The organism is Limnobaculum allomyrinae, assembly GCF_016649425.1.
GTDB classification, from domain to species: Bacteria; Pseudomonadota; Gammaproteobacteria; order Enterobacterales; family Enterobacteriaceae; genus Limnobaculum; species Limnobaculum allomyrinae.
This window is the reverse complement of the sequence record NZ_JADRCR010000005.1, coordinates 172,688-196,252: the sequence shown is the minus strand read 5'-3', so window position 1 is coordinate 196,252 and position 23,565 is coordinate 172,688. Positions and strand designations below refer to the sequence as shown.

Annotated in this window: 22 protein-coding genes; 16 read left to right on the top strand and 6 right to left on the bottom strand. The window is 46.1% G+C overall.

Annotated features, from left to right (window positions below; all coding sequences use genetic code 11):
• Positions 1-57 precede the first annotated feature (57 nt).
• The gene (gene uxuA / locus I2494_RS11400; RefSeq protein ID WP_218466891.1) at positions 58-1,248 is read left to right on the top strand and encodes a mannonate dehydratase; all 1,191 of its coding nucleotides are present in this window, start codon (positions 58-60) and stop codon (positions 1,246-1,248) included.
• Between the two features lie 73 nt (positions 1,249-1,321).
• Here the strand turns inward: uxuA and I2494_RS11395 are convergent, their stop codons facing one another.
• Positions 1,322-3,697 carry a glycoside hydrolase family 31 protein gene (locus tag I2494_RS11395; protein ID WP_218466892.1) on the bottom strand — a complete coding sequence of 792 codons (2,376 nt, stop codon included), beginning with the start codon at positions 3,695-3,697 and terminating at the stop codon, positions 1,322-1,324.
• A gap of 386 nt (positions 3,698-4,083) precedes the next feature.
• On the opposite strand from I2494_RS11395, the gene I2494_RS11390 reads away from it, so the two are divergent.
• The gene (locus I2494_RS11390; protein WP_218466893.1) at positions 4,084-4,275 is read left to right on the top strand and encodes a hypothetical protein; all 192 of its coding nucleotides are present in this window, start codon (positions 4,084-4,086) and stop codon (positions 4,273-4,275) included.
• 66 nt (positions 4,276-4,341) lie between these two features.
• On the opposite strand, the gene I2494_RS11385 is transcribed toward I2494_RS11390, so the two are convergent.
• Positions 4,342-6,627: a YgiQ family radical SAM protein gene (locus tag I2494_RS11385; RefSeq protein ID WP_218466894.1), complete on the bottom strand. Its 2,286-nt coding sequence runs from the start codon at positions 6,625-6,627 to the stop codon at positions 4,342-4,344.
• Positions 6,628-7,021: 394 nt separating this feature from the next.
• On the opposite strand from I2494_RS11385, the gene nrdD reads away from it, so the two are divergent.
• From nrdD to I2494_RS11365, 4 genes are all read left to right on the top strand, one after another.
• Positions 7,022-9,181 (top strand): anaerobic ribonucleoside-triphosphate reductase, encoded by a 2,160-nt coding sequence (nrdD, locus tag I2494_RS11380; RefSeq protein ID WP_218466895.1) that lies wholly within the window; start codon positions 7,022-7,024, stop codon positions 9,179-9,181.
• Between the two features lie 95 nt (positions 9,182-9,276).
• A complete protein-coding gene (nrdG, locus tag I2494_RS11375; protein WP_218466896.1) occupies positions 9,277-9,741 on the top strand; it encodes an anaerobic ribonucleoside-triphosphate reductase-activating protein in 465 nt (154 codons plus the stop codon).
• 207 nt (positions 9,742-9,948) lie between these two features.
• Positions 9,949-10,206, top strand: a complete 258-nt coding sequence (locus tag I2494_RS11370; protein WP_140919777.1) for a type II toxin-antitoxin system RelB/DinJ family antitoxin — start codon at positions 9,949-9,951, stop codon at positions 10,204-10,206.
• Between the two features lie 3 nt (positions 10,207-10,209).
• The gene (locus I2494_RS11365; RefSeq protein WP_218466897.1) at positions 10,210-10,476 is read left to right on the top strand and encodes a type II toxin-antitoxin system RelE/ParE family toxin; all 267 of its coding nucleotides are present in this window, start codon (positions 10,210-10,212) and stop codon (positions 10,474-10,476) included.
• On the opposite strand, the gene I2494_RS11360 is transcribed toward I2494_RS11365, so the two are convergent.
• On the bottom strand, positions 10,477-10,926 hold the full coding sequence (locus I2494_RS11360) for a YhbP family protein (protein ID WP_218466898.1): 450 nt from the start codon (positions 10,924-10,926) through the stop codon (positions 10,477-10,479).
• A 110-nt stretch (positions 10,927-11,036) separates the two neighbouring features.
• Here I2494_RS11360 and I2494_RS11355 point away from each other — a divergent pair, with 110 nt between their 5' ends.
• Positions 11,037-11,384, top strand: a complete 348-nt coding sequence (locus I2494_RS11355; RefSeq protein WP_218466899.1) for a GIY-YIG nuclease family protein — start codon at positions 11,037-11,039, stop codon at positions 11,382-11,384.
• Here I2494_RS11355 and I2494_RS11350 read toward each other — a convergent pair.
• Together I2494_RS11350 and ubiT are read right to left on the bottom strand one after the other, a co-directional pair.
• Positions 11,381-11,884 carry a GNAT family N-acetyltransferase gene (locus I2494_RS11350; protein ID WP_218466900.1) on the bottom strand — a complete coding sequence of 168 codons (504 nt, stop codon included), beginning with the start codon at positions 11,882-11,884 and terminating at the stop codon, positions 11,381-11,383. The two genes, I2494_RS11355 and I2494_RS11350, sit on opposite strands and share 4 nt — an antisense overlap.
• Entirely contained in the window at positions 11,878-12,399 is a 522-nt protein-coding gene (gene ubiT, locus I2494_RS11345; protein WP_218466901.1) for a ubiquinone anaerobic biosynthesis accessory factor UbiT, read from the bottom strand. Before ubiT ends, I2494_RS11350 begins: the two co-directional genes overlap by 7 nt.
• A 310-nt stretch (positions 12,400-12,709) precedes the next feature.
• Here ubiT and ubiU point away from each other — a divergent pair, with 310 nt between their 5' ends.
• The 3 genes from ubiU (at position 12,710) to I2494_RS11330 (ending at position 15,879) form a co-directional block, all read left to right on the top strand.
• Positions 12,710-13,705 carry a ubiquinone anaerobic biosynthesis protein UbiU gene (gene ubiU / locus I2494_RS11340; RefSeq protein WP_218466902.1) on the top strand — a complete coding sequence of 332 codons (996 nt, stop codon included), beginning with the start codon at positions 12,710-12,712 and terminating at the stop codon, positions 13,703-13,705.
• Positions 13,706-13,717: 12 nt separating this feature from the next.
• On the top strand, positions 13,718-14,599 hold the full coding sequence (locus tag I2494_RS11335) for a U32 family peptidase (protein ID WP_218466903.1): 882 nt from the start codon (positions 13,718-13,720) through the stop codon (positions 14,597-14,599).
• Between the two features lie 428 nt (positions 14,600-15,027).
• Positions 15,028-15,879 (top strand): ergot alkaloid biosynthesis protein, encoded by an 852-nt coding sequence (locus I2494_RS11330; RefSeq protein WP_218466904.1) that lies wholly within the window; start codon positions 15,028-15,030, stop codon positions 15,877-15,879.
• Between the two features lie 28 nt (positions 15,880-15,907).
• Here I2494_RS11330 and I2494_RS11325 read toward each other — a convergent pair whose 3' ends face one another.
• The gene (locus I2494_RS11325; protein WP_218466905.1) at positions 15,908-17,629 is read right to left on the bottom strand and encodes a M14 family metallopeptidase; all 1,722 of its coding nucleotides are present in this window, start codon (positions 17,627-17,629) and stop codon (positions 15,908-15,910) included.
• A 224-nt stretch (positions 17,630-17,853) separates the two neighbouring features.
• Between I2494_RS11325 and I2494_RS11320 the strand changes: the two genes are divergently transcribed.
• The 6 genes from I2494_RS11320 to cyoE all read left to right on the top strand — a co-directional run bounded on the left by I2494_RS11320 (position 17,854) and on the right by cyoE (position 23,539).
• Entirely contained in the window at positions 17,854-18,405 is a 552-nt protein-coding gene (locus I2494_RS11320) for a metal-dependent hydrolase (RefSeq protein WP_218466906.1), read from the top strand.
• A 400-nt stretch (positions 18,406-18,805) separates the two neighbouring features.
• Positions 18,806-19,693, top strand: coding sequence for a ubiquinol oxidase subunit II (gene cyoA, locus I2494_RS11315; RefSeq protein ID WP_218466907.1), 888 nt, complete (start codon positions 18,806-18,808; stop codon positions 19,691-19,693).
• A gap of 3 nt (positions 19,694-19,696) precedes the next feature.
• Positions 19,697-21,691: a cytochrome o ubiquinol oxidase subunit I gene (gene cyoB / locus I2494_RS11310; protein WP_218466908.1), complete on the top strand. Its 1,995-nt coding sequence runs from the start codon at positions 19,697-19,699 to the stop codon at positions 21,689-21,691.
• A complete protein-coding gene (locus I2494_RS11305; protein WP_218466909.1) occupies positions 21,681-22,301 on the top strand; it encodes a cytochrome o ubiquinol oxidase subunit III in 621 nt (206 codons plus the stop codon). Before cyoB ends, I2494_RS11305 begins: the two co-directional genes overlap by 11 nt.
• The gene (locus I2494_RS11300; RefSeq protein ID WP_218466910.1) at positions 22,302-22,634 is read left to right on the top strand and encodes a cytochrome o ubiquinol oxidase subunit IV; all 333 of its coding nucleotides are present in this window, start codon (positions 22,302-22,304) and stop codon (positions 22,632-22,634) included. It abuts the gene before it with no gap.
• Between the two features lie 11 nt (positions 22,635-22,645).
• Positions 22,646-23,539, top strand: coding sequence for a heme o synthase (cyoE, locus tag I2494_RS11295; protein ID WP_218466911.1), 894 nt, complete (start codon positions 22,646-22,648; stop codon positions 23,537-23,539).
• Positions 23,540-23,565: the final 26 nt, after the last annotated feature.

Sequence of the window (23,565 nt, the reverse complement as noted above, 5' to 3'; positions counted from 1 at the left end):
GCTATTTATGGCGGGGTTGCTTCTGTCTTTAACACCCTGATTTGAAGGTATTTATATATGGAACAAACATGGCGTTGGTATGGTCCTAATGACCCTGTATCTTTAGATGATATTCGTCAGGCTGGTGCTACCGGCATTGTCACGGCATTGCATCATATTCCAAACGGTGACGTCTGGAGTGTCGAAGAGATCGAAAAACGCAAAAAAGTGATTGAAGAGAAAGGATTAGTCTGGTCAGTGGTAGAAAGCATTCCTGTCCATGAAGAGATCAAAACTCAAACCGGTAACTATAAGCAGCATATCGCTAATTATCAGCAATCTATCCGTAATCTTGCGGCTTGTGGCATTGATACCGTGTGCTACAACTTTATGCCGGTATTAGACTGGACACGTACCGATCTGGAATACGTTTTACCCGATGGTTCTAAAGCCCTGCGTTTTGACCAAATCGCTTTTGCTGCCTTTGAGCTGCATATGTTAAAACGTCCGGGTGCTGAAGCTGACTATACCGCAGAAGAAGTTGCTCAGGCTAAAACCTATTATGATGCGATGAGTCAGGCTGAGATTGATAAACTGGTACGTAATATTATCGCCGGTCTGCCGGGTGCTGAAGAAGGTTATACTCTGGATCAATTCCGTAAACACCTCTCTACTTATGATGGCATTGATAAAGCGAAGCTACGTGAGCATATGGCCTATTTCCTGAAGGAGATTGTTCCGGTCGCCGAAGCTTGTGGTTTACGTCTGGCGGTACATCCTGACGATCCACCGCGTCCAATTCTGGGACTGCCACGCATTGTTTCCACCATTGAGGATATGCAGTGGTTAAAAGAGACTGTCGACAGTATTCATAACGGTTTCACCATGTGCACAGGCTCTTATGGTGTGCGGGCTGACAACGATTTAGTCAGAATGATCGAAACCTTTGGCGACCGTATCCACTTCACTCATTTGCGTTCAACCTGCCGTGAAGGTAATCCAAAAACGTTCCATGAAGGCGCACATTTAGATGGCGATGTGGATATGTATTCGGTGGTGAAAGCCATTCTGGAAGAAGAATCTCGCCGTCAAAAAACCGGTGATATGCGTAAAATTCCAATGCGCCCTGACCATGGTCACCAGATGCTGGACGACCTGAAGAAGAAGACTAACCCGGGGTATTCCGCCATTGGCCGCCTGAAAGGTCTGGCAGAAATACGTGGTGTTGAGATGGCGCTAAAGCGCACTTTCTTTAGCGATCTGAAGTAATGTTTTGATCTTCTGATATTTTAAATGGCGCCATAAGGCGCCATTTCTATTTCAATACTGAACTAATCTCACTTTATCTCAACGACGATAGTGTCATCTCTTCAACGGCCTGACCATTGACATACAGGCTGCGCTTTTCTCCCTGCGGTAATACCATCTTCAGAGTATCCCACACGGGAACATAGCTGCCTTTAACCTCAATTTTCAGGTCAATGCGATTTGTATCACTGGTTAATGTCCAGTTCAGCCACAGCGCCTGACCATCACGATAGCCAAAGCTTTCACCATCATCTTCGAACATTTCACCACAAGTCTCTCCCGCTGCAACCAGAGGGAAAATATGCAGTTCACGGACTTCCTGTTTGACCAATTGAGTAGAGCCAATATGGTTGGATAGTGGCAATACTGTGCCCGCTTTCACTAACAACGGCAGACGTTCCAGTGGAGCCGGTAACACAATTTTTTGCCCACCTTTATGCCACTGACCAGAATAGAAACAGTACCAACCGCTCTGATTATCAGGCAAATAAACCGGACGCTCACGTTGTCCTTGCTCTACCACGCTGGCCACCAGCAGGTCTTTACCAATCAGGAAATCATCGGTCTCACTGAACGTATTAATGTCATGTTCATGATCCAGAAAAGTTGCGCGGAGCATCGGCTCATCATCACGGTGGGCTTGCCACAGAAGGTTATAGAAATACGGCAGCAGGCGATAACGTAAGTTGATAGCCTCACGAATAGCGGGAGTGGCTTCCGGATACATCCAGGGTTCATTAACCGTATGGTCGTCATTCCATGAATGGATGGTAAACCGTGGATGCATCACACCATTTTGTACCCAACGGACAAACAGCTCAGCATCCGGGCGATCGCCGGAGAATCCCCCTACATCGTGCCCCACGTTATACAATCCGGACAAACTCATGCCGACACCCATACGGGTGTTGTAACGCAAAGTTTGCCAACTGGTGCGGTTATCTCCACTCCACGTCTGTACATAACGTTGCATACCAGCACAGCCAGAACGGGAAATAAGGTAAGGTCGCTTTTCCGGAGCAAACTTCTGCTGTGCTTCCATAGAAGAACGACACATCAACAACGCCATGACCGGACGAATATGCTTAATGGCAATCGGGCGACCAAAGCCGTGACAAACCGCTTCGCCATCCCATACTTCATACTCATTATTATCGTTCCAGGTTGAATCGATACCCATTTCCAACAATTGCTGAGTAACATTTCCCTGCCACCACTGAATGGCTTTCGGGTTAGTAAAATCAAGATGAGAGCCTTCGTCATCCCAGAAAACTGAACGCTCCGGTGAATCGGACTCAGAGTCACGAATAAATAATCCGGCTTTTGCCACTTCCTGATATTTGGGATGGTCCTGCAGCAAACAAGGTTTGATATTCGCGGCCAGTTTCAACCCGGCCTGATGAAATGCCTGACTCAGCATTTTTGGCTGAGGTACTTTGTCGTAGTTCCAGTTAAATACGTAGCGTTTATTGTTAATGGAGGTATAACCGGACGACAGCTGGAAGGAGTCACAAGGGATCTGATGCTCACGGCATAATGTGATGAATTTTTGCAGCTGTTGCTGAGCATCCGGCGCATCGGTGTAGTGCATGGTTGAACCACTGTAACCCAGGCTCCATTTAGGTCCGAAAAAGGTTTTTCCCGTCAATTGAACAAACTTTTTGGTGACATCCAATACTTTAGGGCCAAGGAACAAATAATAATCCAGATCCCCTGCTTCGGCCTGATAGCGCCGATATGGTAGATGATAGTTATCCAGTTCATTTCCCAGATCTAACCAACAGCTGCTCAGGTTATCGTAAAACAAGCCAAAACTAACCTCATTACGGCGTGTGATGGTAAACGGAATGTGCTTATACAGCGGATCGGTAGAGGCGGCGTTATAGCCCATCGCATCCAGATTACGCATTTCAAACCGGCGACCGTTACGGTTCAGGTCACCCGCCTTTTCCCCCAGACCATAAAACTGCTCGTTACCATAACGACGTTGGTAATGAGCAACACCATCGCCATGAGCATTTAATAAATAGGCGCTGGTAGGGCGATCCGCGGTTAATTGTTGCCAGTCGCCATTGCGGGTTTTGTATTCCCACTCCAGCCACAGCGGCTGATGAATAGTAACCCGCAGTTTATCAGTACTTACTCGTAGCCATTCATCCTGTTGTTCCAACTGATAGCCGGGCAGAGAGAATCCCTCACTACTTAATCTGGATCGCCCTTCCCATGGCGTGTCGTTATCCGGTGCAATCGTCCAGGTACGATCCAGAGCTAATTGGTTATTTTGCTTGATCAGAACCCGAAATAGGTCCGGCTCCAATACATACAGACAAAAGCAATGGCGGTTATCGACATTGAGTTCAATACGATCGGCATGCTGTTGCTGTAACATCCAGTTCTTTAGTGTTTTCATGATGTCCGTCTTTGTAGTTAGCAATAATCACAAGTCATTGATGTTAGCTAACGATAAAAAAAGTCATGCCTCAACGATTTTTTTGAAAAAAATTGCATAATCACATCAGTAAATAAGAACAACCCCAATAATTGCTCATATTTTTTCATACATTTCATATGAAAATTTTTTCATACTCGAATTAACCAGAGATCACAAAACGAATGAAAAGTTGGAAACCAGAAAAATTGACAGATTCACCGGGTTATACAACCACCAACGGATACCCGTTCCGGTGTTTTATTGAACGTTAATATTTGGCGGGAATGTGACAGCAAAAACGGACAGTTCAATCAGTCTGTCCTATAGTTAAAGGGATGTAGTTAAGATATTCATGGGGGGATGTTATGAACTTATCCTGCTTTCGAGCCAACATGCTGGGGCTGGCAGACTTTTCACTGCCAAGGCTAACAACGCTGACCGATATCCGTTCAAACCCGGTTTCACCAAACGAAACTGACGAACATCAACAAAAGAGAACATCGCGTTTTACATTTAAACGCGATAACCATTCAAAAACCTCATCGGATAACCGATAAGCTATTCAGACGACTTTTCATTTAAGCGGGTGAATGCAATATTCACCCGCCTCAAAAGTTAACAACTTAAAAAGACGGCTTTTTCCTGACCGAATTTTTTGGTTTCCCACTTTTTGTCGAATGTGCCGGTTCTTGCTTACCACTTTGTGGCTTAGCGCTTTTCGCTTTATTGGTTGGCTTATGCGCTGTTTCTGCTGGCTGCTGCCCTTTCGCCGGATCTCTTTGACGAGTAATGTCCGTATGCTTGGTTAGCGCAGGACGCGTCTGGCGCAAATTACGTTTAGCCGCTCTCTGTTCTTCAATGGTTGCCGCCGGTACCAGACAATCACGACGGCTACCTATCAGATGTTTTAATCCCATCTCTTCCAGCGCGGTGCGAATCAATGGCCAGTTGGCCGGATCGTGATAACGCAGCAGTGCTTTTTGTAACCGGCGCTGACGATCCCCTTTTGGAATGGTGACCTCTTCGCTTTTATAATCCACTTTCGATAACGGGTTCTTACCGGTGTAATACATGGTGGTTGAATTGGCCAGCGGTGACGGATAAAAGTTCTGCACCTGATCTAAACGGAAGCGATTCTTCTTCAACCATAGTGCCAGATTAACCATATCCTCATCTTCCGTGCCCGGATGAGCCGAAATGAAATAAGGAATAAGATACTGCTCTTTTCCGGCCTGCTTAGAGTAGGTATCAAACAGCTCTTTAAAGCGATCGTAACTGCCCATACCCGGCTTCATCATCTTAGATAGCGGCCCTTTTTCCGTATGTTCCGGAGCTATCTTCAAATAACCGCCAACGTGATGGGTTGCCAGTTCCTTAATATAACGCGGATCCTGCACCGCCAAATCGTAGCGAACGCCGGAAGCAATCAAAATCTTTTTGATACCTTTTAAATCTCTGGCCCGACGATATAACTTGATGGTTGGCTCATGGTTAGTGTCCATATACTGACAAATTTCAGGATAGACACAAGAAGCCCGACGACAGGTCTGTTCTGCTTTTGGTGACTGGCAACGCAACATATACATATTGGCCGTTGGCCCGCCGAGGTCGGAGATAATTCCGGTGAAACCTGGCACGCTGTCGCGGATCTCTTCAATTTCACGGATGATTGAATCTTCTGAACGACTCTGAATAATGCGCCCTTCGTGTTCGGTAATCGAACAGAACGAACAACCGCCATAACAACCGCGCATGATGTTAACCGAGAAGCGGATCATCTCATAGGCAGGCAATTTTTGACCGTTATAAGCAGGATGAGGTACACGCTGATAGGGTAAAGCAAATACGCTGTCCATCTCTTCCGTTGACAATGGAATAGCCGGTGGGTTAATCCACACATAGCGATCCCCATGTTTTTGCAATAATGCTCTGGCACAACCGGGGTTAGTCTCATGGTGCAAAATGCGCGAAGCATGGGCATACATGATTTTATCTGCTTTCACCTTTTCATAAGATGGCAGTAAAACATACGTTTTTTCCCACGGCTTTGGTTTAGCCGGCTGAACAACAACCTCTTTTGCTACCGGCTGTTTTTCAAGAGCAAACGGGCTGTCTTCATCAACGCAAGGCAGGTCATCACCATAAGGATGAGGAATAGGATCGATACGCCCCGGCTTATCCAGTCGAGTGGAATCTACCCCTGACCAACCCGGTAAAGGCCCTTTGCGCATTAACGCGGTGTTACGTACATCCTGAATATCAGCAATCGCTTCTCCGGCGGCCAGTCGGTGAGCCAGTTCAACCATTGGTCGTTCACCATTACCATAAACCAGCATATCCGCTTTTGAATCCACTAAAACGGAGCGGCGCACGGTATCTGACCAGTAGTCATAATGGGCGATACGACGCAGGCTGGCCTCAATACCACCAAGAATTACCGGAACCTCTTTGTAGGCCTCTTTACAACGCTGGGTATACACCAGCGTTGCGCGATCCGGCCGCTTACCACCAACGTTATCCGGCGTATAGGCATCATCATGACGCATACGTCGATCGGCGGTATAGCGATTAATCATAGAGTCCATATTTCCTGCGGTTACCCCGAAAAACAAGTTAGGTTTTCCAAGCCGCATAAAATCATCTTTGTTAGTCCAGTCAGGCTGAGCAATGATGCCGACGCGAAATCCCTGAGCCTCCAACATTCTTCCAACAATCGCCATACCAAAGCTGGGATGATCAACATAAGCATCACCGGTCACGATAATAATGTCACAGCTGTCCCAACCTAGTGTGTCCATCTCCTCGCGGGACATCGGCAAAAAAGGTGCCGTGCCAAAACACTCCGCCCAGTAAGGCGTATAGGAAAACAGGTCACGTTCAGGCTGGATCAGACTAATGCTGCTACTCATAGAAAACTCATTTAAACGTTATTGGAAGAACCGACGATACGGCAGGCCGGGAATTATACCGTTTTATTACGCTGAATCACGGACAAATAATGATCACGCACTGAATTATTACCAATGTACTGAAATTAATAACAATAGATTTGATGAAAAAACACGCTTTTCCCAGCTATTTTTGCCTGAAGAATGAGCAAGTAATCAATTCCTTGTTCTTCGTCAAACAAATCGGCTTTTATTTGTGTTTGATACAATATATAGTGTACGCAATTTCCAACACACCTATATATAGTAATTTATCCACATTCCATCCACAAGAACCCCCGCTTTCAGGGTGGCATTTCTTGTGGATAACTACGAATAAAGAAGACTAAACAGTCAGCTAGTGAAGGAGTCAATAGTGAAACCAGTTGTGATTAAACGTGATGGCTGCAAAGTGCCTTTTGATGAAGTACGAATCAAGGAAGCGATTGTACGTGCAGCCACTGCCGCCAATATCTACGACGACGACTATTGTGCCGACGTAGCAAAAGCCGTTTCGGATCAAATGGAAGGCCGAACCGCTGTTGATATTAATGAAATCCAGCAAGCAGTAGAAAACCAGCTAATGAGCGGTAACTATAAGACGCTGGCCCGTACCTATATCGAATACCGCCACGATCGTGATATTTCACGGGAAAAACGTGGTCGTCTGAACCAAGAGATTCAAGGTCTGGTTGAGCAAAGTGATATTGCCCTGCTCAATGAAAACGCCAACAAAGATAGCAAGGTTATCCCAACTCAACGCGACCTGTTGGCCGGCATTGTGGCTAAACATTATGCCAAACAGCATCTGCTACCCCGTGATATCGTCATGGCCCATGAGCGTGGTGAAATCCACTATCATGATTTGGACTATTCGCCATTCTTCCCAATGTTTAACTGTATGCTTATCGATCTGAAAGGCATGTTGACCAATGGGTTTAAGATGGGGAATGCAGAGATTGAGCCGCCAAAATCAATTTCTACCGCTACGGCAGTAACGGCTCAAATCATTGCACAAGTCGCCAGCCATATTTATGGTGGCACCACCATAAACCGTATTGATGAAGTACTCGCGCCGTTTGTCACAGAAAGCTATAACAAACATAAAAAAGTGGCACTGGAGTGGAATATTGCAAATGCGGACGAGTACGCTCAGTCCCGAACAGAAAAAGAGTGCTACGACGCATTCCAGTCACTGGAATATGAAGTGAATACCCTTCATACCGCCAATGGTCAAACACCGTTCGTTACCTTTGGTTTTGGTCTGGGTACCAGTTGGCAATCACGTATGATTCAGCAATCTATTCTGAAAAACCGTATTGCCGGATTAGGTAAAAACCACAAAACCGCCGTGTTCCCTAAACTGGTATTTGCCATCAAAGATGGAATCAACCATAGATTCGGCGACGCTAACTACGATATTAAACAATTAGCATTGGAGTGCGCCTCTAAGCGCATGTATCCGGACATTCTTAATTACGATCAGGTGGTAAAAGTCACTGGTTCATTTAAAACGCCAATGGGCTGTCGTAGCTTCCTGGGCGTTTATGAAGAAAACGGTGAGCAAATCCACGATGGTCGTAATAACCTTGGGGTTATCAGCCTAAACCTGCCACGTATTGCTCTGGAAGCGCGTGGTGATGAAGCCCGCTTCTGGCAAATTCTCGAGCAGCGTCTGACGCTGGCTAAACGAGCCCTGATGACGCGTATCGAGCGCCTTGATGGCATTAAAGCACGCGTAGCACCAATCCTGTATATGGAAGGTGCCTGTGGTGTACGTTTAAAGGCTGATGACAATATTTCTGAGATCTTTAAAAACGGTCGCGCCTCTATTTCATTAGGCTACATTGGTATTCACGAAACGGTAAATGCACTGTTTGGCAATCAGGTACATCCATACGATAGTCAGCAACTGCGTGACAAAGGTGTGGAAATCGTTCAACGCCTGAAAGTAGCTACCGAAGAGTGGAAAAAAGAAACTGGTTACGGTTTTAGCCTGTACAGCACGCCAAGTGAAAACCTGTGTAACCGCTTCTGCCGTTTAGATACCGCTGAGTTTGGTGTTATTGAAGATGTAACGGATAAGGGTTATTACACTAACAGCTTCCACCTGGACGTTGAGAAAAAAGTTAACCCATATGACAAGCTGGACTTTGAGGCTCCTTACCCGCCATTGGCTAACGGTGGTTTCATTTGTTATGGCGAATATCCAAATATTCAACATAACCTGAAAGCGCTGGAAGACGTGTGGGACTATAGCTATAGCCGAGTCCCTTACTATGGTACCAATACGCCGATCGATGAGTGTTATGAGTGCGGCTTCTCCGGTGAGTTTGAATGCACCAGCAAAGGCTTTACTTGTCCGAAATGCGGCAATCATGACTCGTCAAAAGTGTCGGTAACTCGCCGCGTTTGCGGTTATCTTGGTAGCCCGGATGCTCGTCCGTTTAACGCCGGTAAACAGGAAGAAGTGAAGCGCCGAGTGAAACATTTAGGCAATGGCCAGTTAGATCAAAGCGAGAGTCAGGCCAGCTAACAAAAACGCTGTTTTAACCTGACAAGCAGCAGAATCCAATATGTTATCGGGTTCTGCTGCAAGTTAACCGCTTCCCGGATACAGATATTTAAATTATGAATTACCATCAGTACTATCCCGTCGATATCGTTAACGGCCCCGGCACGCGCTGTACGCTGTTTGTCTCTGGCTGTGTTCATCAATGCCCCGGTTGCTACAACAAAAGCACATGGCGTTTGAACTCGGGAGTACTGTTTACCTCAGAAATGGAAGATCGCATTATTGCCGATCTCAACGATACTCGAATCTCTCGTCAGGGCCTTACCCTGTCCGGTGGCGATCCGTTACATCCGCAGAATGTGCCCGATATATTGAAACTGGTAAAACGAGTACGACAAGAGTGCCCGGGGAAAGATATCTGGCTCTGGACCGGATACTTACTGTCTGAACTCACCCCTGAGCAGCAAGAAGTAGTCGATTTAATTAATGTATTGATCGATGGCAAATTCGTTAAAGAGTTAGCCGATCCATCACTACTGTGGCGCGGCAGCAGCAATCAGGTAGTTCATAAATTGCGATAAATATCGCATTCTTTTGCTTATTCCTCATTCAGTGTCGCGATTAAATTTCGAGGCGCTTCGCAACCTGCAAGCTTCCACACTCTACCCCACTTTTATTAACTGCCATTAGGCGTAATCTCCCCACCAGTGATATTTCTCTCTATTGACCCGAGCCCTCATTGTGGACACAATGACTCCACAAAATTTAGAAGCAATAAGGGAAATATCATGAATGATGCAATCGTAAAAGCGCGGGTTTCACCAGAAATAAAGGCGGCAGCAATGGCAAATGCAAAAACACTGGGTTTCGATTTATCTACCGTCATCCGACTGGTAGTCAGACAGCTGGCAGCAACGGGAAAAATACCTGAAGGCCTAATTAACCCCAATAAGGAGACCCTTCAGGCAATTAAAGAGTTTGAGCTGGGCATTGGTGTACATCGTGTGAATTCAGTAGATGAACTGAAAAAAGATCTGGGATGGTAAGTAATGCTAACGATTGTTTATCAGAATCGGTTTAAAAAAGACGCTAAACATTATGCAAATAATAGAAACGCGCAAAGAGTCATCCTGTACACAATCGCTTTGCTACAAACGGGTCAACCACTACCTACTGGCTACCGGGAACATAAACTATCCGGTAGCTATGTTGGCTATCTGGAATATCATGGAGCTCCGGACATTCTGCTGATTTATCAACGTACCGATTCAGAGTTAAGACTGTATCGGGTAGGTAGCCATTCCAACCTGTTCTGACTATTCACACTCACTGCGCCGCCAGTAAAACTTTTTACCAAACCCAAGCTTATTGTCCGTCATTTTGATTTCATCAAAACTCAATCGCCACAAAGGTGCGCTGGTTAGCCTGGCAACAGGGAAACGTTGAACATATTTTTCCCGCGCGCTTCGCTCATCTTCTCCACTCAACAAATGAAGCTGGCCGGTATATTGAATCCCCTGAATTAAAGCGATGTTTCTTGTCTGAGCCGAAATAGTCCCTGCTACCTGAGGATTTGACAGTGCCTGTTTGCCGTGTCGGGTATGAGGTTCTGACATCAGAATTAGCCCCATGCTTTCCATATCAAACAGATAAAAACAGCTGGCGCACCACAGCTCATCAGAACTCAGGGTACATAAGCTGACAACATGATTTCTTTTCAGGTAGCGGCAAATCGCTTTCAGGCTGTATTCAGGATCGGTTGTCATCAGATTCATATCCCACGATAAAAATAAAATTCTGCCGCCAAGTTAACACAAAGGGTAATTCCGGGCACCAGTAAAGCCATACGCTGCTTTCAGGCAATAAAATTGATAAGATGCGTACTGATTTAGCAATCGAAAATGGAACTGGTGTGAAACAGAGCGATTCCCCGGAAGAAAACCGTAACTGGCATTTGTATATCTTGCGTACCGCTGATAATCGCCTGTACACCGGGATCACGACCTGTATCGAGCGTCGTTTTAAACAGCATCAATCCGGTAGCGGAGCTAAAGCACTAAGAAATGCCGGAGAGCTGACACTGGTTTACCAGATTAAAACTGCCGGACACTCCGAGGCATTAAAAATGGAATATCGAATAAAGCAACTGACCAAAACCAAAAAAGAAAAGCTGGTCAAAGACCAGCCTTCAATCGAACAGTTAACCGCATTATTAAATCATTAAAAGCGGTCAAACGGGGCAGAGTACTCTACCAATCCGGAAACACCCTGCAAAGATTCTTCAGCTAAAGGATAGATTTGGAAAGCAGAGGCCGTATCCGGCCACTTGCAGTGTAAACCAAACTCAGTTGCGGGTTTAAAACCTAACGCTCCGTAGTAAGCAGGTTCACCCAATACGGCAACGGCAGCATAGCCAAACTCATTAAGCGCATCCAAACCTTCGTAAACTAATGCTTTACCTAAACCTTTTCCTCGGTATTTTTCAGCCACCGCTAACGGCGCTAAACCAACCCATTGGCGATCTTCACCATTAACCATCACCGGGCTAAATGCCGCATAGCCAACTACCCCGCCGTAATCATCAGTAGCAACAATGCCTAACGTAATCAGACCATCTTCACGCAAATGATTGACCAGTTCAGCTTCAGCATCCCCGGCAAAAGCTTTGCGCAACAGCTTATTGATGCCTGCTGCGTCAACGGGTATTTCAACGCGAATTAACACGATGCTGGTGCGCGCGAATGTTCTTCGCCGCCCTCTTTTAAACCCGCTTCAACAAAATCAGCCAACTGCTGTAACCCAATTCGCAAAGGCGCTGGCATATTTTCCAGTTCAATTGCATCCATCAGGTTTTTCACATACAGACCCAGCTCGGTATCACCTTCAATCACCAGACGACGTTGGAAAAACAGCGTATCAGGATCTTGTTTACGCGCTGCAATCAGAATCAGATCGTTCGCGTCACCGCTAAAACTGACATCTTCCTGCTGATTATCACTCACCAACAATACACCTTCACGTACGGTAACAAACCAGCGCAGATCCAGATCGCGAACTTCAACTTTTAGCCAACGTTGTTCAAGAAAATCTAAATCGCCTTCTGCCAATGCATGGCGAAACTGCCAGCCCAATAGCTGTTGCAGAACCTGTTTCTGTAAAGCAAACGGCGTTAACTTTATTGGTAAACGTAAAAGGGAAGGTCCCTGACGAACCAAACGGGCTCTCAGTTGATCAAACACGGGCTGACTCCTGCTAAAAAATAATTACGCTATTTTGCCACAATGAAGCACGAGATCATCGAGTCAGGTCAAAAAATTATCAAATTATCTACTGCTAAATACCTTAACCTCAGAATGAAAACATATTTCCTGGCATTCCCTGTACTTTGGGACACCATAATTAACTGACCAATCAGCAATAAGCTGCCTCAAATCAAAAATCGTTATCAAAAGGTTAACTACAATCAGCCGACAGATTCAGGTAACGACTTCAATAGGTTATTAAGCGCCTACGCTTTAATAACCTTCTTACTTTTTGCAGGACGATAAGATGGAACTGCTGTGCCCGGCTGGTAATTTACCGGCATTGAAAGCAGCCGTAGATAACGGCGCTGATGCCGTCTACATTGGCTTTAAAGATGATACTAATGCCCGTCATTTTGCCGGTCTGAACTTTACCGATAAAAAACTTGAGGAAGCGGTAAGCTATGTTCATCGCCATCGGCGCAAGTTGCATATCGCCATCAATACCTTCGCTCACCCGGATGGCTATAATCGCTGGCAACGAGCAGTGGATCAGGCGGCGGATATTGGTGCCGACGCCTTAATTCTGGCGGATATTGCTATGCTGGAATATGCATCTGAACGTTATCCTCATCTTGAACGCCATGTTTCGGTTCAGGCATCCGCAACTAATGAAGAAGCGATTCGCTTTTATCAACGGAATTTTGATGTGGCGAGGGTCGTTTTACCTCGAGTGCTTTCTATGCATCAGGTTAAACAATTAGCCCGTACCAGCCCGGTACCGCTGGAAGTTTTCGCCTTTGGTAGCCTGTGTATTATGGCTGAAGGACGCTGCTACCTCTCCTCTTATCTTACCGGTGAATCCCCTAACACCGTGGGTGCCTGCTCACCAGCCCGTTTTGTTCGCTGGCAGCAAACACCTCAGGGCTTAGAGTCTCGCCTGAATGATGTGCTGATCGATCGCTATAAAGACGGTGAAAACGCCGGTTATCCGACACTGTGCAAAGGTCGCTATCAGGTGGGAGATGAGCTGTATCACGCTCTGGAAGAGCCCACCAGTTTAAATACGCTGGAGCTGTTACCAGACCTGTTAGCCGCCAATATTGCCTCAGTAAAAATTGAAGGTCGTCAGCGCAGCCCTGCTTATGTCAGTCAGGTAGCAAAAGTTTGGCGTCAGGCCATCGACCGCTGTCTGGCGGATCCACAGAACTTCAGCGTAGAGAAATCCTGGATGGAGACGCTGGGCGCGATGTCCGAAGGTACCCAAACCACTCTGGGTGCTTATCACCGTAAATGGCAATAACAGGAGGCAACAATGAAATATTCTCTGGGGCCTCTGCTCTACTACTGGCCTAAAAACCAAACCGAAGCCTTCTATCATGCGGCAATGAAAAGCAGTGCCGATATTATCTATTTAGGCGAAGCGGTTTGCAGTAAACGCCGTGAAATGAAGGTTAATGACTGGCTGGATCTGGCTAAAACTCTGGCGCAATCCGGTAAGCAAGTGGTGTTATCCACACTGGCGCTTATTCAGGCACCATCAGAACTAACTGAGTTAAAACGTTATATCGAAAATGGCGATTATCTGATTGAGGCTAACGATCTCGGCGCCGTCAATATGGCTGCTGAACACAAACTTCCCTATGTCGCTGGCCCGGCACTCAACTGCTATAACGCCTATACCCTACGTTCACTATACAAGCAGGGAATGATTCGTTGGTGTATGCCGGTGGAGCTGTCTCGCGACTGGTTGTTCAATTTACTGAACCAATGCGAAGAATTAGGTATTCGCCATCAATTTGAAGTGGAAGTATTCAGCTACGGTCATCTGCCTCTGGCCTATTCCGCCCGTTGCTTTACCGCCCGTTCAGAAAACCGACCTAAAGATGAGTGTGAGACCTGTTGTATTAACTACCCAACAGGCCGCAATGTCATCTCTCAGGAGAATCAGCAGGTGTTTGTGTTAAACGGCATTCAGACACAAAGCGGCTATTGCTATAACCTCGGTAATAATCTGAGAGAAATGGATGGACTGGTGGATATCGTGCGCCTGTCACCACAGGGCCACAATACTCTGGAACTCATCACCCAATTCCGCAATAACGAACAGGGTCAGTCGCCTCTGCAATTGCAAAATCATGCAGACTGTAATGGGTACTGGAAACGCATTGCCGGACTGGAGTTGGTGGAGGAATGAGAACCTTTCCGCTCGGGTCGATGACAAAGTCTGATAGTTTAGTGTGATGGCTTAAAACAACTTATTGTCGGGAGGGTCGAGGTTGGGGCGACCTGGCGTCAGCCAGGATGAGCACTCAAGCTGAGTATATGGCCCTTCCGGCCGAGCACTATGACGATTTTTCTCATAGCTTTTGCGGCCGGCATATCCACTGAAATTGAAACAGACAAATTTGCTATCACTCTGAAGTTGGATAGATTCAAATCCCCGTGAGGGTATAGTCGACATAAATCTTAACGTATATCCCCCTTTCAACAGGGGCTACAGGGTCGATCTTTCCCGTTTTTCTGCTATGTTCAAATTAACGCTGGCTTCGTGCCTACTCAACATTCCGATGCTTTACCAGGCCAATCACCGGCGATAAGTTCAGGCTACAGAGAGCGTTCATTATGACTAATCCTACCATTCTGATTACCGGTGGAACGGGTAAGACCGGCCGGCGTATCGCGTCACAGTTAAAAGATTCAGGGCATGCCTGTGTTATTGCTTCACGTTCTGGTTCATCAATTTACGGGCATCAAGCGGTACGCTTTGACTGGAGCAACAGGCTTAACCATGCTGATGTTCTTCAGGGTATTCATGCGGTTTATCTGGTCGCGCCGCCTAACGTGTCCGAACCACTGACAGTGATGCGCCCTTTTATTGACCTTGCGCTTAAACAGGGTATTCGGCGTTTTGTATTACTTAGTGCCTCTCTGTTGGAAGAAGGCGGCCCCATGATCGGTACGGTACACAGCTATCTGAAACAAAATGTACCGGAATGGGCGGTTTTACGTCCTACCTGGTTTATGCAAAACTTTTCGGAGGAGTATCATATGTCCTCCATTCTGGATGAAAGCCGTATCTATTCCGCCACCTTTGATGGACGAGTTCCATTTGTTGATACCAGTGATATCGCAGCTGTTGCTTGTTCAGCACTGTTACGCCCTGATTCATTAAACCGGGATGTGGTGATTACTGGCCCTAAAGCGCTTTCCTATTGTGATGTTGCAAAGATTATTAGTGCCGCAATTGGACTGAAGATAGACCATATAAAACTAACAGAAGGTGGGCTGGCTAAACGTTTTGTGGCTCAGGGAATGAATGAGAATTATGCGCGTGCACTGGCTTCTCTGGATACCATGATTGCAGGAGGCGCAGAAACCCGACTAACCAATGAAGTAGAGACATTAACGGGCAGAACACCGAAAAATCTGGAAACCTTTGCCAGAGAAATGCGCAGAGTCTGGCTGTCAGATTAGTCCGGTGAAAATCTGCCCGAATATATTTTTACTCGGCTAATACCAATGAGACATCAGCGCGTTCAGTCAAACGGTAAAGCGGTAACACGGGCAATGTCACTTCGGCATGAGTAGCCTGAGTTTTCGCTTTGGCTTTAGCCTTTTTCTTTTCTGCTTTTACTTTTGGCAGGCTGATAATGCCGTTTGCCACAAAGCTACTTTGCGTTTCTGGCTCCAGCGCCGCTATGGACAGGTTCGCCAAAGGCTGATTCAGTGGAATGTAATAGTACCCGGCAGATAAATCCAGTTCCCGATCGTCTATTCTGGTGGTTACCTGAACCATCTGATTTCCTTTTTGCCCTACACTGCCGGTAACATCTTTTTTGGTACCTTCGTTACGATCCGCCAGTGTATATTGCTGAACCTTAACTTTTTGTGGTTGAGCAATCCGATAAACCTCAATCCCTAATGCCTGAAGGTTTTGCACCGCTTTTTTCTCCGTCGGCGCTAACAAATAAGCATAAGGACGGGTGCGGGTAATCACTGGCATGATACTTAACGCCGAGCGCCAGTCTGCATTCACTTTGATACCATCAGCGGTTTTAGCATCAATCATAGAAATAGTACGTTTTTCTGGCGTCATTTCGCCCTTCACAACAATAGCTCCCTGTCCGGCCTGAGTGGCAATGTCGTGTCGAATCTCTTGCCCATTATTAAGCAAGTCTGCACTATTTTTAGCACTGGTTTTGACCATGGTTTGCATCGCCAGAAACTGGGTATACACCCGCCGGGCAAAGTGTGCTTTTCCTAACCCCACACCCCGGTTTTCCAGAAGAAATGAAACCGAATTACGCAGCCCGGCAATATTACGCAGCGTGTCGGCTTCAATGCCTCCCATGGACAATGTTTTATCCTGCTTATCTAACTTATCCGTAGTGTAGTACCAGGAGTGGCTTAATCCATTGGTTTCGAAGGTACTGACGATACCTTCACGAAATGGTTTATCCATCATCTTGGTTAGCCGCGCTGGCAAATTATTCGTGGTCGCTTGCTGCAACATGGCATCATAACGTTGCACTGCACCAAATTTTTCCACCCAGCGACCGGCGACACTATATTCATGGCTGTCTAACACGACATCCGGCTGGTACTGAATAAATACCTGTGCAATGGCGCGGCTTTCCGGCGTACTCAGCAATAAGTGGTCGCGGTTAAGATTGATGCCGTTTGCCAAATCACGGCTGAAACTTTCAGCACCGTCGGGGTTAGCTCTGGGTATAATTAATACATTAACCCTTGTGAGCACATCACCCTCTTTACCTTCTGCCAGGCTTTTCGCATAGGCCAGCGCTGCTTCACCCGGAGCAGGCTCATTGCCATGCTGCAAAGCAATAATCAGTACCGTCGGTTTACCATTTTTCAGCAGAACTTCCGGTGATACCGATTGTGTAGCAGAAAAAACTAACAGTGGAATTGATTTTCCCTGTTGAGATACTCCAATCTGCTTCACCCCCAATGTACCGGATGTTTTACTCAGATCATCAATAAATTTTTCCATTTCCTGCTGAGAAGTAAAATCGGTTTTATCTTTATTAAAGGCCGGAGTCCCTAACTCAATCAAACTGGGAGCCGGGAACTGTTTTACGATAGCGGGAATTTCCTGATAATCTTTAGCGGGATCATATTTTGCCAAACTAACGGAAGGGAAAAACAACCCGGATAACACACAGGGAAGCAGTACGGATACAACCGTGCGAGAAAAGCACTTCATTGAACTCTCCAAAATACGCTATCGATTATCAGCCAGGTTGGCGGCATGATCTTTTCTGTATGCCAATGATAAATCGGTTTATCACGAATGTGTTATACAACGCATAAAAAAAACTACACAAAGAAAATTAAATCACTTCATCTATGCTTCACATAAGACACTTATGCTGAGTTTCATGACCTCAGTAACTTATGCTTGTAGCGAGCTTTTTACAGGATGTTGATATGCCAACAATTATCACCCACGCCGCAGTACCTATCTGTTTGGGTATCGGATTAGGATCGCGAAAAATACCACCGGCGTTACTTATGACCGGTATTGCCTTCTCAATGATTCCCGACCTGGATGTACTTGCCTTTAAATTTGGTATCGCCTACGCCAATGCTTTTGGCCATCGGGGTTTCACCCACTCTCTGTTGTTTGCGTTTGCGCTGCCTACTCTGGCACTGTTATTTAAAAATGTTTTTAAGATTGGCTACCGACGAATTTGGGGTTTTCTAACCGTTTCACTACTATCTCATAGCGTACTGGATTCATTAACCACGGGTGGAATGGGCGTTGGCTGGTTGTGGCCATGGTCAGAAGCGCGTTTTTTTGCACCGGTTCAAGTAATCAAGGTTGCACCATTCCAGCTGGCGCAGTACCTGAAGCCTAATGGCATCGCTGTTATTCAGTCAGAATTATTGTGGGTTTGGCTACCGGGTGTCGTCATAATGTTAGCACTAATAGCCTTAAGGAGAATAAATAACCACTCAACAGCCCCATCATCGGTATAAGCTATCCCTTTGATAGTATTTACTTTCAATCTAAATTCATTCAACTTTCTGGTGAATAATATCGCTATTCACCAGTGACGCTATTTTTTAACAAATTTAACACCTTGGGCATAACCTTTTAGTCTGTAATATAAAAAACCGCAATAAATAATATTTAACTATTTTTGATAGAAAATAATTAAATATCCCCCTGCTGAGCAGGGTTTTATTCCTGATTCTTTCGAAAAATCCACATCATCCGCTCAATTAAACCACAACAAACTGATATCATTTGATGACAACGATTTAATGATATTTACATATTTGTAACTTTTCCATAAAATTGCCGCACACCCGGAACCAATTATCATCGGTTCTCAATACCACAAAGCGCTTATGTACTTTGTCATGAGGTCGTTCAATGAGACTCAAACAATGCAATAAGTTTTCTAAAGTGCTAATGCTCGGCCTTGCAGCGTTGCTGCTAACCGGCTGTGACATGGCTCTGATGAATCCTAAAGGCCAGATCGGGATGGAGCAGAAATCCCTGATCATTACGGCTACTCTTCTGATGTTGATCGTTGTTATTCCCGTTATCATTATGACTTTTCTATTCGCATGGAAATATCGCGAATCGAACAAAGAGGCTAAATACACACCTAACTGGGCTCATTCCAATAAAATTGAAATGGTCGTTTGGGGTATTCCTTGCGTCATCATTCTGGTATTGGGCACGTTAACCTGGAAAAGTACTCACGCACTTGACCCGCGTCAGACCATTCCAAGTGAAGCCCAAACGATTACCATTGAAGCAGTCTCCATGGATTGGAAATGGTTATTTATTTACCCTGACCTCGGTATTGCATCGGTTAACGAACTCTCTTTCCCGGAGAACGTGCCGGTGAAATTTAAAATTACCTCCGATACCGTGATGAACTCTTTCTTTATTCCTCGTCTGGGCAGTCAGATTTACGCTATGGGCGGCATGCAAAATATTCTGCATCTGGTCGCTAATGAAAAAGGCGTTTATCCGGGCATGTCAGCTAACTATAGCGGCAAAGGATTCTCCGGAATGAAGTTCAACGCTATTGTTACTTCTCAGGAAGACTTTGATAAATGGGTTGAAAAAGTTAAGCAATCCCCAAATCAGCTTCAATGGGAAGATTACAATCAACTTGCTAAACCAAGCGAAAACAACGCTGTTGAGTATTTCTCAACGGTTAAGCCTGGTCTGTATCTCGATATCATTAATAAATATATGAAAATGGATACCAGCAAGCACTCACATCATTCTGGAGGCGAGGAATAAACGATGTTAGGAAAATTAACACTTGAAGCGATTCCTTACCATGAACCGATTATTATGGGTGCCGTTGGCCTTATTGTTATCGGCGGAATTGCCTTGCTTGCTCTGATTACTTGGGCAGGAAAATGGAAATGGTTGTGGAATGAATGGCTCACCAGCGTTGACCACAAAAAAATTGGTGTAATGTATATTCTGGTCGCCATGGTGATGTTACTGCGTGGCTTCGCCGATGCCATCATGATGCGTACTCAGCTGGCGGTGGCAGCCGCCACCAGTGGGGAAGGTTTCCTCCCGCCTCATCACTATGACCAAATTTTTACCGCGCACGGCGTTATCATGATTTTCTTCATGGCTATGCCGTTCGTTATTGGTTTGATGAACATTGTGGTGCCACTGCAAATCGGTGCCCGCGATGTGGCATTCCCATTCCTGAACTCCCTGAGTTTCTGGCTGTTCGTTGCCGGCGTGGTGTTAATCAACATCTCTCTTGGCGTTGGCGAATTTGCACAAACCGGCTGGCTGGCTTATCCGCCACTCTCGGGTAAGGTGTATAATCCGGGGGTCGGGGTCGACTACTGGATATGGAGTCTACAGATATCCGGGGTCGGTACCTTGCTTACCGGGGTTAACTTCTTTGCTACCATTCTGAAGATGCGTGCCCCTGGCATGAAAATGATGCAAATGCCGGTTTTCACCTGGACTGCATTATGTGCCAACATCCTGATTATTGCGGCGTTCCCGATTCTGACTGCTACCATCGCCATGCTCACCCTTGACCGCTATCTGGACTTCCACTTCTTCACCAATGACCTTGGTGGTAACCAGATGATGTATGTCAACCTGATCTGGGCATGGGGTCACCCTGAAGTATATATTCTGATTCTGCCTTGTTTTGGTATCTTCTCCGAAGTCGTGGCAACCTTCAGTAAAAAACGGCTGTTCGGTTATACCTCGCTGGTATGGGCAACGGTTGCTATTACCCTGCTCTCCTTTATCGTTTGGTTGCACCACTTCTTTACCATGGGTGCGGGTGCCAACGTGAATGCCTTCTTTGGTATTGCCACTATGATTATCTCCATACCGACCGGCGTGAAGATCTTCAACTGGCTGTTCACCATGTATCAGGGCCGTATTAAGTTCTCTACGCCAATCCTGTGGACGCTGGGCTTCCTGGTGACCTTTACCGTAGGTGGTATGACCGGGGTTCTGCTGGCGGTACCGGGCGCCAACATGGTACTGCACAATAGCCTGTTCCTGATTGCTCACTTCCATAACGTTATTATTGGCGGCGTGGTGTTTGGTTGTCTGGCTGGTTTTAACTACTGGTTCCCGAAAGCTTTTGGTTTCAAACTAAACGAAACTTTAGGTAAATACGCCTTCTGGTTCTGGATTATTGGCTTCTTCGTTGCCTTTATGCCGCTGTACATTCTGGGCTTTATGGGTATGACCCGTCGTCTGAACTACAGCCTGCAACCTGAGTGGACATCGCTTCTGGTTGTCGCAGCCTTCGGTGCGGTATTAATTGCACTGGGTATTGCCTGCCAAATCCTGCAACTGCTGGTGAGTATCAAAGATCGCAAGAAAAATATGGACGTTACCGGCGACCCATGGGGCGGCCGTACGCTGGAGTGGGCAACCTCTTCTCCGGCACCGTTCTATAACTTTGCGCATCTTCCGGTAATTAAAGGTATTGATGCTTTCTCTGATATGAAAGATGACGGTACTGCCTATAAACGCCCGGCGAGTTATGAACCAATTCATATGCCAAGAAATACCGGCACCGGCGTCATCATTGCTGCCTTTAGCGTGGTGTTTGGTTTTGCCATGGTCTGGGAAATCTGGTGGATGGCTATCGTTGGTTTGATTGGTATGGCGGTGGTCTATATTGCCCATACCTTCAATGATGATACCGACTACTACGTACCAGTTGAAGAGATTGAGAAAATCGAAAATCAGCGTTTTGAACAATTAAGCCAGGCAGGGGTAAATCATGGCAACTGATACCTTGATCAATTCTCACGCTCATCTTGATGAGCATGAGCACCACGATCACGACAGTGGTGCCAAGACCGTATTCGGTTTTTGGATCTACCTGATGAGCGACTGTATTCTGTTCGCCTCAGTATTTGCCACCTATGCCGTACTGGCTACCGGCATTGCAGATGGCCCATCAGGCAAAGATATTTTTGAACTGCCTTATGTTATTGGTGAAACCGCCCTGCTGCTGTTAAGTAGCTTTACTTACGGTATGGCTATCATTTCGATGTACAAGGGTAATAAGAGCCAGGTTATTGGTTGGTTAGCCATCACTTTCCTGTTCGGCCTTGGCTTTATCGGCATGGAAATCAATAAATTCCATCTGCTGATCAGTGAAGGTTATGGCCCATCTCGTAGCGCCTTCTTATCAGGATTCTTTACGCTGGTTGGTACTCACGGACTGCACGTGACCCTGGGTCTGATCTGGATGGCAATCATGATGATTCAGGTATCGAAAAAAGGTTTAACGCCAAAAAACAATGCGCGTTTAATGTGCCTCAGTTTGTTCTGGCACTTCCTGGACGTTATCTGGATTTGCGTGTTTACCGTGGTTTATCTGATGGGGGCAATCTAAATGAAACATACCGCTGTAGACGCTTCCGGCGCCAGCCATGGCTCGGTTAACTCTTATCTTATCGGGTTTGTGCTCTCAGTTATTCTGACGGCAATTCCTTTCTGGATGGTCATGACAGGAGCCGCAGCACCAGCAACGCTGGCTGTCGTTATCTCTCTGTTTGCCGTAGTCCAGATCGTGGTTCATTTGGTCTATTTCTTACATATGAACACAAAATCAGAGGGTGGCTGGAACTTTGTCGCCCTGGTATTCACCGGATTGATAATCGCCATCGTCGTTGTAGGTTCACTATGGATTATGTACAACCTTAATACCAACATGATGGTTCACTAAGAGCTACTCAGATGATTAAGAAATATCTGTTAGTCACCAAACCGGGAATCATTTTTGGCAATATGATTTCAGTCATTGGAGGATTCCTGCTTGCCTCTCAGGGCAGTGTGGATTTCTCCCTGCTGTTTGCCACTATTATCGGAGTCTCTCTGGTGGTGGCATCCGGCTGTGTGTTTAATAACTATATTGACCGGGATATTGATTGCCTGATGGAAAGAACCAAGAACCGCGTTCTGGTTCAGGGATTAATCTCCCCTGCCATCACTATTCTCTACGCTTGTTTGTTGGGAATTGCCGGCTTTGCCTTACTCTATACCTATACTAATTTACTGGCGGTAGAGTTTGCTCTGTTAGGGTTCGTGGTTTATGTGGGGCTATACAGTCTGTATCTGAAACGTAAATCCGTTTACGGTACTCTGGTCGGAAGTCTGTCTGGTGCCGCTCCACCGGTTATCGGTTACTGTGCGGTAAGCAATCAGTTTGATACCGGGGCATTAATTCTGTTGGTGATTTTCAGCCTGTGGCAAATGCCTCATTCATACGCTATCGCTATTTTCCGCTATAAAGATTATCTGGCGGCGTCGATTCCGGTTTTACCGGTAAAGCGCGGGATTTCCGTAACCAAGAACCACATTACGCTGTATATCATCGGCTTTATTGTGGCAACCCTGATGTTAACTATCAGTGGCTATGCGGGCTATAGCTATTTGTTTGTTGCGGCAGTGGTAGGCTTTGGTTGGCTGATTATGGCGTTAACCGGCTATAAAACGACAGATAACAAAATTTGGGCAAGAAAGCTGTTTATCTTCTCCATTGTGGCTATCACCACACTAAGCATCATGATGTCGGTAGATTACTCTCAGGTGGCAGCACCTGAGTCTCTGCTTACCTTCGTCTGGCCATAACTATCTGTAACATGGCGGCAGCCGCT

Excerpts from the sequence above, each read along its gene's own strand:
- I2494_RS11325 (WP_218466905.1), bottom strand. The coding sequence starts at position 17,629 with ATGAAGTGCTTTTCTCGCACGGTTGTATCCGTACTGCTTCCCTGTGTG.
- cyoB (WP_218466908.1), top strand. The coding sequence starts at position 19,697 with ATGTTAGGAAAATTAACACTTGAAGCGATTCCTTACCATGAACCGATT.
- I2494_RS11320 (WP_218466906.1), top strand. The coding sequence starts at position 17,854 with ATGCCAACAATTATCACCCACGCCGCAGTACCTATCTGTTTGGGTATC.
- I2494_RS11355 (WP_218466899.1), top strand. The coding sequence starts at position 11,037 with ATGCGTACTGATTTAGCAATCGAAAATGGAACTGGTGTGAAACAGAGC.
- I2494_RS11335 (WP_218466903.1), top strand. The coding sequence starts at position 13,718 with ATGAAATATTCTCTGGGGCCTCTGCTCTACTACTGGCCTAAAAACCAA.
- I2494_RS11385 (WP_218466894.1), bottom strand. The coding sequence starts at position 6,627 with ATGAGTAGCAGCATTAGTCTGATCCAGCCTGAACGTGACCTGTTTTCC.
- I2494_RS11305 (WP_218466909.1), top strand. The coding sequence starts at position 21,681 with ATGGCAACTGATACCTTGATCAATTCTCACGCTCATCTTGATGAGCAT.
- I2494_RS11395 (WP_218466892.1), bottom strand. The coding sequence starts at position 3,697 with ATGAAAACACTAAAGAACTGGATGTTACAGCAACAGCATGCCGATCGT.
- I2494_RS11330 (WP_218466904.1), top strand. The coding sequence starts at position 15,028 with ATGACTAATCCTACCATTCTGATTACCGGTGGAACGGGTAAGACCGGC.
- cyoA (WP_218466907.1), top strand. The coding sequence starts at position 18,806 with ATGAGACTCAAACAATGCAATAAGTTTTCTAAAGTGCTAATGCTCGGC.
- I2494_RS11300 (WP_218466910.1), top strand. The coding sequence starts at position 22,302 with ATGAAACATACCGCTGTAGACGCTTCCGGCGCCAGCCATGGCTCGGTT.
- nrdG (WP_218466896.1), top strand. The coding sequence starts at position 9,277 with ATGAATTACCATCAGTACTATCCCGTCGATATCGTTAACGGCCCCGGC.
- I2494_RS11390 (WP_218466893.1), top strand. The coding sequence starts at position 4,084 with ATGAACTTATCCTGCTTTCGAGCCAACATGCTGGGGCTGGCAGACTTT.
- ubiU (WP_218466902.1), top strand. The coding sequence starts at position 12,710 with ATGGAACTGCTGTGCCCGGCTGGTAATTTACCGGCATTGAAAGCAGCC.
- I2494_RS11360 (WP_218466898.1), bottom strand. The coding sequence starts at position 10,926 with ATGACAACCGATCCTGAATACAGCCTGAAAGCGATTTGCCGCTACCTG.
- I2494_RS11370 (WP_140919777.1), top strand. The coding sequence starts at position 9,949 with ATGAATGATGCAATCGTAAAAGCGCGGGTTTCACCAGAAATAAAGGCG.
- I2494_RS11365 (WP_218466897.1), top strand. The coding sequence starts at position 10,210 with ATGCTAACGATTGTTTATCAGAATCGGTTTAAAAAAGACGCTAAACAT.
- uxuA (WP_218466891.1), top strand. The coding sequence starts at position 58 with ATGGAACAAACATGGCGTTGGTATGGTCCTAATGACCCTGTATCTTTA.
- cyoE (WP_218466911.1), top strand. The coding sequence starts at position 22,646 with ATGATTAAGAAATATCTGTTAGTCACCAAACCGGGAATCATTTTTGGC.